General features: G+C 62.1%; 15 protein-coding genes and 1 tRNA gene. 13 read left to right on the top strand and 3 right to left on the bottom strand.

What is annotated here, in order from left to right; translation table 11 throughout:
• From ilvC to BM045_RS07290, 8 genes are all read left to right on the top strand, one after another.
• Complete coding sequence (gene ilvC, locus BM045_RS07320) at positions 1-1,020, top strand: ketol-acid reductoisomerase (protein ID WP_092181572.1); 1,020 nt, start codon at positions 1-3, stop codon at positions 1,018-1,020.
• Between the two features lie 152 nt (positions 1,021-1,172).
• On the top strand, positions 1,173-2,945 hold the full coding sequence (locus BM045_RS07315; protein WP_092181570.1) for a B12-binding domain-containing radical SAM protein: 1,773 nt from the start codon (positions 1,173-1,175) through the stop codon (positions 2,943-2,945).
• Positions 2,946-3,021: 76 nt separating this feature from the next.
• Positions 3,022-3,489 carry a GFA family protein gene (locus BM045_RS07310; RefSeq protein WP_092181567.1) on the top strand — a complete coding sequence of 156 codons (468 nt, stop codon included), beginning with the start codon at positions 3,022-3,024 and terminating at the stop codon, positions 3,487-3,489.
• Between the two features lies 1 nt (position 3,490).
• Positions 3,491-3,982: a heme-degrading domain-containing protein gene (locus BM045_RS07305; RefSeq protein ID WP_092181565.1), complete on the top strand. Its 492-nt coding sequence runs from the start codon at positions 3,491-3,493 to the stop codon at positions 3,980-3,982.
• Positions 3,983-3,985: 3 nt separating this feature from the next.
• Complete coding sequence (locus tag BM045_RS07300; RefSeq protein WP_092181562.1) at positions 3,986-4,879, top strand: PhzF family phenazine biosynthesis protein; 894 nt, start codon at positions 3,986-3,988, stop codon at positions 4,877-4,879.
• Positions 4,880-4,980: 101 nt separating this feature from the next.
• A complete protein-coding gene (locus tag BM045_RS19285) occupies positions 4,981-5,106 on the top strand; it encodes a hypothetical protein (protein ID WP_280139444.1) in 126 nt (41 codons plus the stop codon).
• A 110-nt stretch (positions 5,107-5,216) separates the two neighbouring features.
• The gene (locus tag BM045_RS07295; protein WP_092181559.1) at positions 5,217-6,776 is read left to right on the top strand and encodes a 2-isopropylmalate synthase; all 1,560 of its coding nucleotides are present in this window, start codon (positions 5,217-5,219) and stop codon (positions 6,774-6,776) included.
• Positions 6,777-6,869: 93 nt separating this feature from the next.
• Positions 6,870-7,823, top strand: coding sequence for an endonuclease/exonuclease/phosphatase family protein (locus BM045_RS07290; protein WP_170848420.1), 954 nt, complete (start codon positions 6,870-6,872; stop codon positions 7,821-7,823).
• Here BM045_RS07290 and BM045_RS07285 read toward each other — a convergent pair.
• Positions 7,820-8,923: a pyridoxal phosphate-dependent aminotransferase gene (locus BM045_RS07285; RefSeq protein ID WP_244522919.1), complete on the bottom strand. Its 1,104-nt coding sequence runs from the start codon at positions 8,921-8,923 to the stop codon at positions 7,820-7,822. The two genes, BM045_RS07290 and BM045_RS07285, sit on opposite strands and share 4 nt — an antisense overlap.
• A 368-nt stretch (positions 8,924-9,291) precedes the next feature.
• Between BM045_RS07285 and BM045_RS07280 the strand changes: the two genes are divergently transcribed.
• A complete protein-coding gene (locus tag BM045_RS07280) occupies positions 9,292-9,498 on the top strand; it encodes a hypothetical protein (protein WP_139198741.1) in 207 nt (68 codons plus the stop codon).
• Here the strand turns inward: BM045_RS07280 and BM045_RS07275 are convergent, their stop codons facing one another.
• Entirely contained in the window at positions 9,499-10,287 is a 789-nt protein-coding gene (locus tag BM045_RS07275) for a mechanosensitive ion channel family protein (protein ID WP_092181547.1), read from the bottom strand.
• Between the two features lie 73 nt (positions 10,288-10,360).
• A complete protein-coding gene (locus BM045_RS07270) occupies positions 10,361-11,212 on the bottom strand; it encodes a mechanosensitive ion channel family protein (RefSeq protein ID WP_092181544.1) in 852 nt (283 codons plus the stop codon).
• Between the two features lie 134 nt (positions 11,213-11,346).
• Here BM045_RS07270 and BM045_RS07265 point away from each other — a divergent pair.
• From BM045_RS07265 to BM045_RS07250, 4 genes are all read left to right on the top strand, one after another.
• Positions 11,347-11,422, top strand: a tRNA-Lys gene (locus BM045_RS07265).
• 358 nt (positions 11,423-11,780) lie between these two features.
• A complete protein-coding gene (locus tag BM045_RS07260) occupies positions 11,781-12,479 on the top strand; it encodes a TerC family protein (RefSeq protein WP_092181541.1) in 699 nt (232 codons plus the stop codon).
• Positions 12,480-12,592: 113 nt separating this feature from the next.
• Positions 12,593-13,771: a lipid II:glycine glycyltransferase FemX gene (locus tag BM045_RS07255; protein WP_170848419.1), complete on the top strand. Its 1,179-nt coding sequence runs from the start codon at positions 12,593-12,595 to the stop codon at positions 13,769-13,771.
• Positions 13,768-15,093 (top strand): lipopolysaccharide biosynthesis protein, encoded by a 1,326-nt coding sequence (locus BM045_RS07250; RefSeq protein ID WP_092181535.1) that lies wholly within the window; start codon positions 13,768-13,770, stop codon positions 15,091-15,093. The genes BM045_RS07255 and BM045_RS07250 overlap by 4 nt, the downstream gene beginning before the upstream one ends.
• Positions 15,094-15,097 lie beyond the last annotated feature (4 nt).

Genomic DNA, 15,097 nt, shown 5'->3' with positions numbered 1-15,097 from the left:
ATGCGCGTCTATTACGATCGGGATGCCGATCTCAACATCATCAAGTCCCGCAAGGTCGCCATCGTCGGCTACGGTTCGCAGGGCCATGCCCATGTGCTGAACCTGCGCGATTCCGGCGTCACCGACGTCGTCGTGGCCCTGCGTCCCGGCTCCCCGTCGGCCAAAAAGGCCGAGGGCGAAGGCCTCAAGGTCATGTCGGTTGCCGACGCCTCCAAGTGGGCCGACGTCATCATGATGCTGACCCCCGACGAGCTGCAGGCCGATATCTACAAGCAGCACATCGAGCCCAACATCCGTGACGGCGCTGCCCTGGCGTTCGCGCACGGCCTCAACGTGCACTTCAACCTGATCGAGCCCAAGTCGACCGTCGACGTGATCATGATCGCGCCGAAGGGCCCGGGCCACACCGTGCGTGGCGAATATCAGAAGGGTGGCGGCGTGCCCTGCCTGATCGCCGTGCATCAGGACGCATCGGGCAATGCCCATGACATCGCCCTGGCCTATGCATCGGGCGTTGGTGGCGGCCGTTCGGGCGTCATCGAGACCAATTTCCGCGAAGAATGCGAAACCGACCTGTTTGGCGAACAGGCCGTGCTCTGCGGTGGCCTGGTTGAGCTGATCCGCGCCGGCTTCGAAACGCTGGTGGAAGCCGGCTATGCGCCCGAAATGGCCTATTTCGAATGCCTGCACGAAGTGAAGCTGATCGTCGACCTGATCTACCAGGGCGGCATTGCCAATATGAACTATTCCATTTCCAACACTGCGGAGTGGGGTGAATATGTCACCGGCCCGCGCATCATCACCTCGGAAACCAAGGCCGAGATGAAGCGCGTGCTGCATGATATCCAGTCGGGCAAGTTCACCTCGGACTGGATGCAGGAAATCAAGGCCGGCGGTTCGCGCTTCAAGGCGACCCGTCGCCTGGCCGACGAGCACCAGATCGAGGCCGTCGGCGCCCAGCTGCGCGACATGATGCCCTGGATCAAGGCCGGCGCGCTGGTGAACAAAGAGAAGAACTGATCGCTACCAGATATTTGATGCGTTGCAAGGGCCCTTCGGGGCCCTTGTTGTCTCTGATGTCCGAAATACTTTCCAAGTTCGAGTATTCGGCCTAACCTTACGCCCAGCGTCGATCATGTTCTGGCAGGCAACCTTCGGGAGAGGTTCGGTCCATGGTGCCATCGCGTCAGGTGTTCAGGCTCTACTTGATCAAGCCCTCGCATTACGATGACGAGGGCTATGTGATCCAGTGGTGGAAGTCGCCCATTCCCTCTAATTCGCTAGCCGCCGTCTATGGGCTGACGCAGGATTGCATCGAGCGGCAGGTGCTGGGACCGGATGTCGAGATCGACGTCGTGGCGATGGACGAGACCAACACCGAGGTGCATACCGACCGCATTGCGGCGCATGTCGCAGCGGCCGATGGCGGCATGGTGATGCTGATCGGAGTACAGTCTAACCAGTTTCCCCGCGCCCTGGACATTGCCCGGCCGCTGCTCGCCAAAGGCATCCAGGTCGGTATCGGCGGCTTTCATGTCTCGGGCGTCATCTCCATGCTGGATGGCGAGGATGCGCGCTTCAAGGAAGCGCAGGCGATGGGCATTTCGCTGTTTGCCGGCGAGGCTGAGGGCCGGCTCGAAGAGGTGTTGCGCGACGCTTATGCCGGCACGCTCAAGCCGCTGTATAATTTCATGAATGACCTGCCGGGCATCGAGGATTCCCCGGTGCCCTTCATGCCGGCCGGCCATGTCGGCAAGACGGCCTATAATCTCACGAGCTTCGATGCGGGCCGGGGCTGTCCCTATCAATGCTCATTCTGCACCATCATCAATGTGCAGGGGCGGAAATCGCGGCGGCGGTCACCGGACGATATTGAAAAGATCGTGCGGGCCAATCTAGCGCAGGGCGTCTATCGGTTCTTCATCACTGATGACAATTTCGCCCGCAACAAGGATTGGGAGCCGATCCTTGATCGGCTGATCGCCATGCGGGAGGTGGAGAAATTACATTTCAACTTTATCATCCAGGTCGATACGCTCTGCCACCGGATCGAGAATTTCGTCGAGAAATGCGCTCGCGCCGGGGTGAAGCGGGTCTTCATCGGACTGGAAAATGTCAATCCGGCCAATCTGATTGGCGCCAAGAAGAAGCAGAACAAGATCACCGAATATCGCACCATGCTGCTGGCCTGGAAGGCGCAGCATGTCATCACCTATGCAGGATATATCCTGGGTTTTCCGGGCGATACGCCCGAGCGCATCCAGCACGATATCGACGTCATCAAGCGCGAGCTGCCGGTCGATGTCCTGGAATTTTTCTTCCTGACCCCGCTGCCGGGTTCGGAAGATCACCAGAAGCTGCATCGCGCCGGCGTGGCGATGGACGAGGATCTCAACAAATATGACCTCAACCACATGACGACGGCGCATCCGATCATGAGCCGGGCGCAATGGGAGGGTGTTTATGCCCATGCCTGGGACCGCTATTACACAAGCGCGCATGTCGAGACGATCATGCGCCGGGCGGTGGTCAGCGGCATTGCCCCGTCCAATATCCTGTTCCTCGCCACCTGGTTCGTCGGCTCGGTGAAGATCGAGGGGGTGCATCCGCTCGAGGGTGGCGGCGTGCGGCTGAAGTTCCGCCATGCACGACGGCCGGAACTTGGCCTGGAAAGTCCGCTGGTGTTCTATCCGCGCTATTGGGGCGAGACGGCGGTCAAGCTGGCGCGCTGGGCGGCGCTCTATCTGAAGTATGGCATGGTGTTTCGCCGCGTCGAGAAGGACCCCGACAAGCTCGCCTATAGCGATATTGCGATGACCCCGGTCAGTGATCACGAGGAGGAACTGGAAATGTTTCAGTCCGCCGATGCGCAGGAATGGCTCAACAAGGAGAAGCATCTCGAGCAAGTCCGCCATGGTGCCAGCGAAACGGCAGCATCCATCTAGGGAAGGTCTTCTGCCGGCAACAAACTTGCTCTAAAACCCGGACGCGGTCAGCATCGGTGGAATCGGGGAGGGTGCGATGGGTTTGCCGGCTTTTCCGGTTGAGGGCGGATGCCAGTGTGGCGCGGTGCGCTATCGGCTCACGGCCAGCCCGCTCAGCGTCTACAATTGTCATTGCAAGGACTGCCAGCGCTTTTCGGGCGCCGGCTGGTCGATGTCGATGATCGTGCGGGATGATGATTTCGACGTCAGCGGCGCGGTCGAGACCTATGCGCGACGGGCAGAAAGCGGCAATGTCATCACCATGAATTTCTGTGCCCATTGCCATGGCTGGTTGTGGAATGATCCGCCGGCGGCCGGTATCAAGGTCGTGCGGGCCGGCACGCTGGATGACATCGACTGGGCCGCGCCGGTGGGCAATATCTGGACCGACAGCAAGGCCGCCTGGGCGGTGATAGATCCAACGCTGGTCAACTTTTCCAAGGGCGCCACGGATCGAACGCCGCTTTATGACGCCTGGACGCAATTTACCCATAAGGACACTTGATATGGCCGCCGCCGAAGACATCGCGCTCGTCAAAAAGCAGGAACAAGACCTGGTTCTGCCTGAGTTCAACGAGAACGTGGCCTTTGCGCTGGGCAGCGCCATTCGCGAACGGGCGCTGGCTGAAGGGCTGTCGCTGGTGGTCGACGTGCGCAGCTGGGACCGGCAGATGTTTTTTTCGGCGACGGATGGCACCAGCGCTGACAATGCTGAATGGGTGCGGCGCAAGATCAATACGGTGCGCCGCTTCCAGCGCGCCAGCTATCGCATGGTGCTGGAGCGCGGCGAGGTCACGTTCACGCCAATGTCGGGTGCCGATCCGGTGGATTTCGTCATTGCCGGCGGGGGCTTTCCGATCCGCGTCAAAGGCGCGGGAATCATCGGTTGCCTGACCATTTCGGGGCTGCCGGGTCGCGACGATCACGGCGTCGCGGTGGATGCCATCTGCGACCATCTCGGGGTGGATCGCGCGGCTTACGCGCTGCCGAAGGCATAGGTCATGAAGCTCAATTATCTGCTGCTCGATGTGTTCACAGAAGAACGACTAAAGGGTAACCAACTGGCTGTTGTGTGCAAAGCCGATGGCTTGCTCGATGGCGAAATGCAAGCCCTTGCTCGCGAGTTCAATCTCAGCGAGACGGTGTTCATCCAGAAGGCGCATGCCGAGCGTAATACTGCTTCGGTGCGCATCTTCACGCCACGCGTCGAACTGCCATTTGCCGGTCACCCGACCGTTGGCGCCGCCGTGGTGCTTGGCCTGCAGAACAAGGTTTCGGCAGTTCGGCTCGAAGAGCAAATTGGGCTGATCACCGCGCTGTTCGAAAAGACCGACAAGCGCTCCGGCGAGGCGCGCTTTGCCCTGCCGCAATTGCCGGCTCGGCTGGCGTCCATCGATGACCGCGCCGCGATTGCGCTGGCGCTGGGTATCGAGCGCGACGAAATCGGCTGTGGCGCCTATCAGCCAGCTGTGTTCAGTGCCGGGGTGGCGTTTCATCTGGTGCCGGTGCGCGATGCCGATGTGCTGAAGCGGATTGCCCCCAATATGGGGCAGTGGGCGAGTGTTTTCCCGCATGGCCGCAACTCGGTCTATATCTTCACCCAGACGCCGAACGAGCCCGACAATGATCTCGCCGCGCGGATGTTTGCGCCGGGCATGGGGCTTTCGGAAGATCCAGGCACCGGTTCGGCTGCGGCGGCGCTGATCGGCCTTCTGGCTGAGCATGCCGATATCGGCACGGGGCAGCTGGATCTGGTGTTGCGCCAGGGCCATGAAATGGGCCGGCCGTGCCGTATCACGCTGCAATTGCGCAAGGACAATGACGTGCTCACCCATGGCGGCATTGGCGGGCACGCGGTGATCGTCGCCGAGGGCGTTCTCGATCTGGGCGACTGACTTGGTCGAAGATGCAAAGCAAAAATTCATTAAGTGCCGCTACTGGGCTTGCACGCTTTAGGGGATTCGCGCATTGTTGGCGGATCAACGGGATCTTACCCATGCAGCGCAAGCGCGCCATTGCCATCGCAATCTCCAAAACTCAGGAGCGTAACCGCGCCCTGACGATTGCTGCTGGCATGCTGCTGCTTCCGGCCGCGCTTCTCCTCCTTCTTATCAGCCCCTGATCACCGGCAGCTCGAACGAGCGGGTCGTCAGGGGATAGTGCCATAAGCCGAACAGAAAATGTCCGGCCTGCAGAGCTGTGACCTCTGGGCCGATCGATAGGAATTTCAATATGTCCGCGACCACCGATACCAACAAAGACCGCGTCTTCATCTTCGACACCACGCTGCGCGACGGCGAGCAGTCGCCCGGCGCCACCATGACGCTGGAAGAAAAGCTGCAGGTTGCCGAAGCCCTCGACGAGATGGGCGTCGATATCATCGAGGCTGGTTTCCCGATCGCCTCCAATGGCGACTTCGAAGCCGTGGTGGCCGTGGCCAAGCAGGTCAAGCGGGCCACCGTGACGGGTCTGGCCCGTGCCATCACCGCCGATATCGACCGGGCTGGCGAAGCGGTGCGCCACGCCAAAAAGGGCCGCATCCACACCTTCGTCTCGACCTCGCCGATCCATCTGGCGCATCAGATGAAAAAGACCGAGGACGAGGTCATCGAGATCATCGCCCGCACCGTGGCCCATGCCCGCAATCTGATCGACGATGTCGAATGGTCGGCAATGGACGCTACCCGCACGCCGCTGGAGTTCCTGAAGCGCTGCGTCGAGGCCGCGATCAAGGCCGGCGCCACCACGATCAACCTGCCCGATACGGTTGGCTACGCCATCCCAGAAGAGCACGAGAAGATGTTCCGCGACGTCATCAGCCAGGTGCCGGGTGCCGACAAGACGATCTTCTCGGCCCATTGCCACAATGACCTGGGCCTCGCCGTGGCCAATTCGCTGGCCGCCGTGCGCGGTGGTGCGCGCCAGGTGGAATGCACCATCAATGGGTTGGGCGAACGCGCCGGCAATGCGGCGCTGGAAGAGATCGTCATGGCGCTGCGTACCCGCGGCGATGCCATGCCCTATCACACCGAAATCGAGACGACCCATCTGGCCCGCGCCAGCAAGATCGTCTCGGCGGCCGCCAATTTTCCGGTGCAGTACAACAAGGCGATCGTCGGCAAGAATGCCTTCGCGCATGAGAGCGGCATCCACCAGGACGGCATGCTGAAGAATGCCGAGACCTATGAGATCATGACCCCGGCCAGCGTTGGCATCAAGGAAACCACCTTGGTGATGGGCAAGCATTCCGGCCGCGCTGCGTTCAAGGACAAGCTGCGCGAGCTGGGCTATGAGTTGGGCGACAATGCCTTCCAGGAAGCATTCGTGCGCTTCAAGGACTTGGCCGACCGCAAAAAGCATGTCTATGACGCCGATATCGTGGCGCTGGTCGATGACGAAGTCGGCTCGGTGGGCGATCGCATCAAGCTGGTCGATATGGAAGTCATTTCCAAGACCGGCGGCGTGCATCGCGCGAGCATGACGCTCAGCATCGATGGCGAAGAGAGCACTGTGACCTATGAGGGCACTGGCTCGGTCGATGCGATCTTCAATGCAATCAAGCAGGGCGTCGGCACCGAGCCGAACCTGGTGCTCTATGCCGTGGACGGCGTCACCGGAGGCACCGATGCGCAGGCTTCGGCCCATGTGCGTCTCGAAATGAACGGCCGTATCGTTTCCGGCAATGCGGCAGAGCCCGATACGCTGGTGGCTTCGGCCCGTGCCTATCTCAATGCCTATAACCGCCTGCTGATCGAGCGCGGCGCTTCGGCGCAGGGCGCGATGGCTGGCTAGCACCAAGATTTGAACAGCGCGGCATGGCAGCTTGTCATGTCGCGCTCTTGTCTCGGGCGCCGTGCTAGGCCACCACTGTGGCGCAATAAAGCGGTGGCCAGGCTGAAGATTCTCTCCGAAATTCGTGGCGTGTTGAGCGGCCTGGCCCTGGTGGCCCTGGTGCTGCTCGTGGTCATCAGCGTCAATCTTGGCCTGCCGGGCCAGGAATTGGTCAATTCGCTGCGCTTCCACATCGGCATTTTAGTGCTGCTGCTGGCCCTGACCATGATCCTGGCCGGGGCACGGCTGCGCGGTGCTCTGGTGCTGGTGCTGGTCGGCATCAGCCTGGGGCAGGGCGCCTTTATCGTCATCGAGCAGCAGGCGCGCCGCGATACACTCGAGGCTTCGGCGCCGGTGGCGAGCTTCAAGCTCCTGAGCTTTAACGTGCTGGGCAGCAATCCGACCGGCGCGGATGCGGCGCAATATATCATCGACAGCGGCGCCGATGTTGTCGTGGTGATGGAGGCGCGCGGGATCGGGGCGCAATTGCCCGAGCTCGATGCGCGCTATCCCTATCGCATTGGCTGCGAGCCGGGCGGGGATTGCGACCTGGCGATCCTGTCGCGCTGGCCATTCCTCTCCAGCAAGCAGGAAATGCTGCGGGCGCTGTCGCGGCAGCGCCTGACCCAGGTCAGCGTCATGGTGGGCGAGGACCATCCGGTGACGGTGGTGGCGGCGCATCTGACCAAGCCGTATTTCGACGATACCGTGCTCTATGATATCGAGCAGGTGCGCCATGCCCTTGGGCAGGTCGAGGGGCCGCTGGTGCTGGCCGGCGATTTCAATGCGGCGGCCTGGTCGAGCCAGATTTCCGAATTTGCCACCGCCGCCAATCTCATTCCGCCACCGCGCTATCCCGGCACCTGGCCGGTCGAGCTCGGGCCGCTCGGCGTGCCGATCGACAACATGTTCAGCCGCGGTACGGCGCTGATCCGGACCATTGATCCGACCCCGCAGGCGTTTGGCTCAAACCACCTGGGCCTGATGGCGACCGTCGACCTTTACTAGCCGAGTTCGGCCAGCACTTCGCCCAGAGCACTGTCCAGCAGCGCCCGATCAGCTGCCGTGCCGGCACTGACGCGGATGCAGCGATTGAGCCCTGCTACGCCCGGCATGCGGATGAAGACGCCGCGCTGTGCCAGACCGTCGACGATGGCTCGCGCATAGATGCCGTCGCGGCCAGCATCCACGGCGACAAAGTTGGTGGCGGTAGGCAGCGGTTTCAGGCCATGGCGGCGGGCGATGCCGGCGGTGTCATCCAAGGAGGACCGCACGGCCGCTATGGAGGCCTGCAACTGCGTTTGATCCGCCAGAGCGGCGAGCGCGCCCGCCTGGGCGATATTGCTGATGCCAAAATGGTTGCGGATGCGGTTGAAGGCCGAAACGCTTTGCGCCTCGCCGATCACATAGCCGACGCGCGCACCGGCCAGGCCATAGGCCTTGGAGAAGGTGCGCATGCGCAGGAGATTGGGCCGGGTTACGTCGATAGGCGGCAGGGTGCCTTCTGGCGCAAACTCGCCATAGGCCTCGTCGAGCACGACCATCGTGGTTTCGGGCACGGCGGCGATGAAGCGTTCCACCGAGGCTGCGTCCCACCAGGAGCCCATCGGATTGTCGGGATTGGCCAGATAGACCATGGCCGCATTGGTCTCGCGCGCCGCACGGGCCAGCCCGTCCACATCCTCGCGCTCGCCGACATAGGGCACGGTGTGCATCTGCACGCCATAGCCGGCCAGATGGTAGTTGAAGGTGGGGTAACCGCCCAGCGAGGTCACCACCGTGCTGCCGGGCGCCGCATAGAGCCGCACGGCCATGCCGAGGATGGCGTCGACGCCTTCGCCGGGCATGACATTGGCGGCGGGGATGCCGAGGTGGGCGGCAATCGCTTGGCGCAGATCGTGATTTTCCGGATCGCCATAGTGCCAGCTCTCGCTTGCCGCCGCGGCCATGGCGGCGATCACCGATGGCGCCGGGCCAAACGGGCTCTCATTGGCGCCGATGCGGGCGCGCAGGGGCACGCCGCTGCGCCGGGCAATCGCCTCGGGCCCGACGAAGGGCACAGTCTCGGGCAGGATGGCGGTGATCGGCGACAATGGCGGGCGTGACACGATGCGGCGACTCTCTGGTGAGGCGCCGATCCTATAGCGCCTCCGCTGCTTCTAGCCAGCGCATGCCGGCAGCAATTCGGGCCGGCAAACCCCTCTTTGTACCATTTGGTACAATGTCTTTTTATTATGACTGCAGGGAACGACTTTGCCAGTGCGTTGGTTTGAGGGAATAGTTTTGCACAATTGGTGCAAGCAACCTGTTGGTGCGAACAGGCCAGATCCGGGCATTTTTTCCCGACCTGTTTGTTGATTTGCCTTCGAATCAATTTGGTTGGAAATGTGCAAGCCAGCGGAAGGCATGAGGGCGCAGTGTCGACCCAGCGTCTGCCTCCCTGGCATATTCAATGATTGATGCGAAGGAGCTTGCGATGCCGCCCAGCTATCTTATTGCGCGCGAACACCTGCAGCGCGCCGCGGCGATCCTGCAAGGCGGGGACAGCCGCTCACGGCAATTGCGCTACATTATCGAGCGAACCATTACCCTGATGGATGAAGCGCCACAGGAAAAACCTGTGACGCCGGGCAATGTGCTGGATCTGGCGGCCTTCCGCGACCGCCAGCTGGGTTGCGACTGATCAGGCTGCGGCCGAGACGAAACCATTGGCGTCATCGAGGATGGCCCGCAGCTTTTCCTGCAGGTCCGAGCGGGCCTGCGTCCAGTCCTGGCTGCGCACCGGCACGCGAACGGCCAGCGTCACCGACGAATCACCCAGCGTATCGACCAGCACTTCGGGCTTGGCATTGGCCGGCATGTGGGCGGAGTTCAGGCCCTCGGCCAGCGCAGCGCGCACGCGAGCCAGATCGGCATTGCGCGGCACGGTGAACTTCATCTCGACAATGCGGGACGGTTCGCGCGTATAGTTGATGATACGCGCATTGGAGAGCTTTGAATTGGGCGCAAACAGGAACACGCCTTCCTGGGTGCGCAGGATGGTGGCGAAGAGGCCGACCTCCACCACGGTGCCAACCGTGCCCTCGGCATCGATATAGTCACCGACATTGAAGGGGCGCAGGAACAGCAGCATGATGCCGGCGGCAATATTGGACAGCGTGCCCTGCAACGCCAGAGCGACGGCGAGGCCGGCAGCGCCGAGCACGGCGAGAATCGAGGCGGTCTGCACGCCGAACTGGCCCAGCACGACGATGATTGTGACGAAAAGGACGGCGTAGCGGATCACCTGGCCGACCAGCGGCCCGATGGTCACATCTCGCTTGAGCTTTTGCGACAGGAGCGTGGCCACTTGGCGCGACACGATCTTGGCGAGGAACCAGCCAGCGGCGAGGACCACCAATGCGGTCAGCAGTGACCAGACGTTGGCGATGATCCAGGCGGTCGAAATCCCGAACAAGGTGGCGTCATTCATTGGTTCGCTCCAGGCAATTGCTTTGGAGACGAAAGTTCAGGAATGGCAAAAGGTTGCGTGCTTGTGTTGCAGGTCAGCTCCCCGCCTGGGTTTCGGGACTGGGATTGTCGGGATTGGGTCCGACGGTGATTCCCGCCTTGTCTTCCTTGCTGCCGACCAGTTCGCGGTTGAGCGCAATCTTGGCCTGTTCGGTCAGGCCATAGAGCGTTTCGAGATAATCGGGGGTCGCTACCCAGGCGCGCAGCTGCATGTTGACCGCGGCGCCCGAGAAGCTGTCGACATGCACATTGGGGATGGGGTCGGGCAGCACGCGCTTGTCGGCATTGGCGATGCGCAGCAGGATTTTGCGCGATTTGGCGATGTCGATGGTGTCGGGCACGCTGACATTGACGTCGATGCGCCGGCGCGGCTCGCGGCTGTGATTGGTGATGGCCGAGGCCCAGAGCTTCTGGTTGGGCGTGAAGATATAGAGCCCGCTCGAGGAGCGCAGCCGGGTGCCGAACAGGCCGATTTCCACCACCACGCCTGCTACCCCATCGCCCTGGATGAATTCGCCGATGGCGATAGGCCGCAGCCAGATCAGCATGATTCCGGCTGCGATATTGGCGAGGGTGTTCTGGAGGGCCAGCGCGACGGCAAGGCCGGCGGCACCCAACACGGCGAGAATCGAGGTGCTGGCGACGCCGAGCAGATTGAGCGCTGTCACCACGGCAAAGATCAGGATGCCATAGCGCGCAGCCTGCGAGAGCAGGGGGGCAAAATTCTTGTCCACGCCATAGGCTAGCGGCAGCAGCTGCTTGATGGCGCGGGCGGTGAGGCGGGCGAGATACCAGCCGGCAACCACCACGGCGATCGCGGCCAGCAGGCTCAAGGCATTGAGGGTCAACCAGGTTACGGGGATCATCAGGAATTGGGTAATCGTCATATGGCCCCGATTGTTGGCGGAATTTGCGGCTGCGACACTCTAGCAAACAAGGATTGTGAGAAAAGTGTCATGTGCCTGTAGACAGGGCAGAATCCGTTGGCTATAGAGGCGCCACTTTGGAAGCCCAAGCAGATGGGCGAGTAGCTCAGCTGGTAGAGCAGATGACTCTTAATCATCGGGTCCACGGTTCGAATCCGTGCTCGCCCACCAAAGTCTCCCAATCGGGACAGTAACAGGCGACCTTCGGGTCGCCTCTGTTGTTTCTGGCAAGCCGCAAAAAAAGAAGCCCCGCCGAAGCAGTGGAAGCATCCATGGCGACCACTCCATATGATGATGTCGAAGTCGGGGAATGAATCTAAATTGCGAATTTCAGCTTATCGATGTGCTGGCATGGCGCCCGGCGCCAGAACGAGAGTTCAACCTGTCGCCTAGCTGTCAAAGACCTGCTGAAACCCCAATAAATCTAACACTTTTGTCGATAACGGGCCTGTGAGCGCTTTTCAGTCTCAAGGCTTCGGCGTATAGCCGCCTGCGACAAACTGTTTCCGCCGTTCCCAAGGATTGCTTCATGTTCGACCCGAGTTTCCTGAGTTCTCTGCTTCAGGTCATCCTGATCGACCTCGTGCTGGCCGGTGACAATGCCGTGGTCATCGGCCTTGCCGCAGCGGGTCTGGCCAGCGATGTGCGCCGCAAGGCGATTCTGATCGGCATCCTCGCCGCCACCGTGCTGCGCATCTTCTTCGCGCTGATCACCACGCAGCTGCTGCAGCTCGGACCGGCGCTGTTTATCGCCGGCGGACTGCTGCTGCTCTATGTGTGCTGGAAGATGTATCGCGAGCTGACGACGTCGGAAGCTGATGAGCACGAGGCCCAGGAAGCGCTCGAGAACAGCGACACGAATGCCGATGGCACGGTTGCCGGCAAGGCGCCCCGCAAGACGCTGCGCCAGGCGGTCATCCAGATCATCATCGCCGACGTTTCCATGTCGCTCGACAATGTGCTGGCCGTGGCCGGCGCGGCCGCGCATCACTTCGAGGCCCTGATCATCGGTCTGGCGCTGTCTGTGGTGATGATGGGCGTCGGCGCCACATTCATCGCCGGCCTGCTGCACCGCTTCCGCTGGATTGCCTGGGTTGGCCTGCTGATCATTCTACTGGTTGCTGTTCGCATGACGCTTGAGGGTCTGGGCGGTTTCGTTACCATTCCAGAAATTCCCCTGCTCTACACGCCTCACGCCGCAGCTGGCGCCGTGGCGGTCGCCCATTAGTCTTTGGTAACCACTGGTCCCGATTTGCGGCATTTGCCGTGGCGGGATAGGGATTTACTCACCTCCACAGTCTAGCTTCCCGCTCGAGTTCTATGAGCGGGAAGTTCCGAAAAATGTCCCTCACCGCAGATCGTCTTGCCCCTGCGGGCCTGTCCAGCGTTTCTGCCGCTCGCGCCACCGGCGTGGTTGCGGCCCGGCTGGAGACACGGATCGTCAGCGGTGCGGAGTGGGACCAGGCAATTTCCGATTTCGACGCCGTCTGCCAGGAGCAGATGCACACCTTCGCCGCTGCGCGCTGGCCGTCGGTGGAGCAGGAGCCCATGCTGTTCCTGCAGAATGGTGAGATGGTCGGCGGTGCGCTGGTCATGCTGCAGGGCCTGCCGCTCAATCTCGGCAAGATCGCCGTCGCCAAATGGGCGCCTATGCTCCGCGATGTGTCGCGGGTCGATGCCGCCGCCATTCAGGCCGGCATGGTCGAGGCCATGATTGCCGACTATGCCGACAGGCGGGGCTATATGCTTTCCGTCCTGCCGCGCGCCTCGATCACCGATACCAATCATGATTACGAACAGCTGATCGCCCGCGGCTTCAAGAAGGGCTCGGTGCTCGGTTTTCCCAATCGCTATATCGTCAACCTGCGCCTCAGCGACGAGGAGCAGCGCAAAAGCTTCAGCCAGACCTGGAGGCGCCAGCTCAACAAGTCGGAAAAGGCGGGGCTCACCTTCGAGCATGTGCCGGCCGAGGCCGTGGGCGACTTCGACGTGCTCTACAACGCGATGACCGATCGCAAGCAGTTCACCGATCATTCGGCCTATGAAACTGTGCCTGCGCTGATGGGCATCCAGGTGGCGGCTTTGCGCCCGGAAGTGTTTTACGTCCGCCATGAGGGCGTGCTGGTCGGCGGCGCCTTGATCTTCAAGGCCGGTGACCGCGCCGTCTATCTCTATGGCGCAACCAATGACCAGGCGCTGCCGTTGCGCGCCGGCTATTTCATGCATTGGCACATCATCCGCTGGCTGCGCGATAATACCCGCGCCACCTGGTATGACCTCGGCGGGACCGATGGTTTCCAGGGCCTGCATCAGTTCAAGACCGGCATGGTCGGCACGCGCGGCGTGATCCAGCCGGTGCCGCCTGTTGCCAATTATGGCAGCAAGCCGCTGGCCTATCTCGTGGGTACCGGCGCCTTCTGGGCGCGCGATACCTATCACCGGCTGCGCCGCGCCATCGATGGCCTGGTCAATCCCAAGAAGCGGCCGACGCAGGCCCGGCCGGGCGAGGCGTCCGAATGAGCCTGCAGCGGCGTCTCGCCTCGCAATCGACCGTGATCTTTGGTGCCCGCCTCGGCGGGGCCGGGCTGATCTTTGTCGCACAGGCGCTGATCGCCCGCGTCTGGGGCGCGGACCTTTTGGGCGAATATCTGGTGGTGATGGCCACGGTCAATCTCGTCGCCATGGTCATGCCGCTGGGCTTCAGCACGGTGGGTACCTATTTCACTGCCGAATATCGGGCGCGGGGCGAGCGCAAGCAGCTCTGGGTCTTTGTCCGCCAGGCCTATGGCCATGTGCTGGGCGCGCTGGTCGTGCTGCTGCTGGGCGGGCCGATCGTGCTGAACCTGTTTGGTCTCGGCGATGGCGCCGTGGCGCATCATTTCGTGCCGATGGCGCTGATGGCTTTTGCCGCGGCGAATGTATTTGTCAGCGGTGCCATCCTCGTCGGCGTCAAGCGACCCTTTGCCGGCTTTTTCGCAGATGCCATCTTCCGGCCGATGCTGGTGATCGGTGCCTTCCTTGGCATCATGGGATGGGCCACGCCCGCCGACGGGCTGCGCCTGATGATGTGGGCCATCGCCATTGGCTTTGTCGTGGTGTCGCTGATCCAGGTGGCGGTCACCCTCTACTCGCTCCGGAGCGTGCTCGATGTCGGCCCGGCGCGGGTTGGCGAATCGCGGCGCTGGTGGCGCTTCGCCCTGCCATGGGTTCTCATTTCACTGGCCACCGACTTCTTCTTCGATATCGACCTGCTGCTGCTCAGCCAGGTGCTGAGCCGCGAAGAGCTGGCCGTATTTGGCATCTGCACACGGCTGTTCTCGCTGATCTCCTTTGGTGTCGCAGCCGTCTATGCGGTGACGCTGCCGGATATGTTCGAGAGCGAGGCCAATGAAGATCGCGCTGCCTTCAAGCGCAAGGTGGGCGATGCCAATTTCGTCGCCAGCGTCATTTCCGTGGCGCTGTTCGTCGGCATGCTGCTGGCCGCGCCATTCCTGCTGATGATCTTCGGCCCAAGCTTTTCGGCTGGCGCTGCACCCTTGGCGGTCCTCTGCCTGGCGCTGGTCATCCGCTCGATGGCCGGCCCAGCCTCGCTGGTCCTCTCCATCCACGACCGCCCCTATGCCAGCCTGCCGTTCATGGCTTTGGGCATTGTGACCCTTGTGATCGGCAACTGGCTGCTGGTGCCGAGCTTTGGCCTGATGGGCGCGGCTTTGTCGGCCATCATCGCCATCAGCGTCTGGTCGGTCGGCCTCTGGTGGGTGGCGCTGCGCACCGCCCATATGGACGTCTCGATCATGCAGTGGTTCCGCAATCGCCGCGCGGTTGTCGTCGCGGCGGAGTAGGCGG

This window comes from Devosia sp. YR412 (genome assembly GCF_900110945.1).
Lineage (GTDB): Bacteria > Pseudomonadota > Alphaproteobacteria > Rhizobiales > Devosiaceae > Devosia.
Note: the sequence above shows the minus strand (reverse complement) of the source record. Positions and strands in the feature narration are given on the sequence as shown.

Bases quoted from the DNA above. Each gene is read 5' to 3' on its own strand.
- BM045_RS07275 (WP_092181547.1), bottom strand. From the start codon at position 10,287: ATGAATGACGCCACCTTGTTCGGGATTTCGACCGCCTGGATCATCGCC.
- BM045_RS07310 (WP_092181567.1), top strand. From the start codon at position 3,022: ATGGGTTTGCCGGCTTTTCCGGTTGAGGGCGGATGCCAGTGTGGCGCG.
- BM045_RS19285 (WP_280139444.1), top strand. From the start codon at position 4,981: ATGCAGCGCAAGCGCGCCATTGCCATCGCAATCTCCAAAACTCAGGAG.
- BM045_RS07255 (WP_170848419.1), top strand. From the start codon at position 12,593: ATGTCCCTCACCGCAGATCGTCTTGCCCCTGCGGGCCTGTCCAGCGTT.
- BM045_RS07250 (WP_092181535.1), top strand. From the start codon at position 13,768: ATGAGCCTGCAGCGGCGTCTCGCCTCGCAATCGACCGTGATCTTTGGT.
- BM045_RS07260 (WP_092181541.1), top strand. From the start codon at position 11,781: ATGTTCGACCCGAGTTTCCTGAGTTCTCTGCTTCAGGTCATCCTGATC.
- BM045_RS07315 (WP_092181570.1), top strand. From the start codon at position 1,173: ATGGTGCCATCGCGTCAGGTGTTCAGGCTCTACTTGATCAAGCCCTCG.
- BM045_RS07295 (WP_092181559.1), top strand. From the start codon at position 5,217: ATGTCCGCGACCACCGATACCAACAAAGACCGCGTCTTCATCTTCGAC.
- BM045_RS07270 (WP_092181544.1), bottom strand. From the start codon at position 11,212: ATGACGATTACCCAATTCCTGATGATCCCCGTAACCTGGTTGACCCTC.
- BM045_RS07300 (WP_092181562.1), top strand. From the start codon at position 3,986: ATGAAGCTCAATTATCTGCTGCTCGATGTGTTCACAGAAGAACGACTA.
- ilvC (WP_092181572.1), top strand. From the start codon at position 1: ATGCGCGTCTATTACGATCGGGATGCCGATCTCAACATCATCAAGTCC.
- BM045_RS07280 (WP_139198741.1), top strand. From the start codon at position 9,292: ATGCCGCCCAGCTATCTTATTGCGCGCGAACACCTGCAGCGCGCCGCG.
- BM045_RS07305 (WP_092181565.1), top strand. From the start codon at position 3,491: ATGGCCGCCGCCGAAGACATCGCGCTCGTCAAAAAGCAGGAACAAGAC.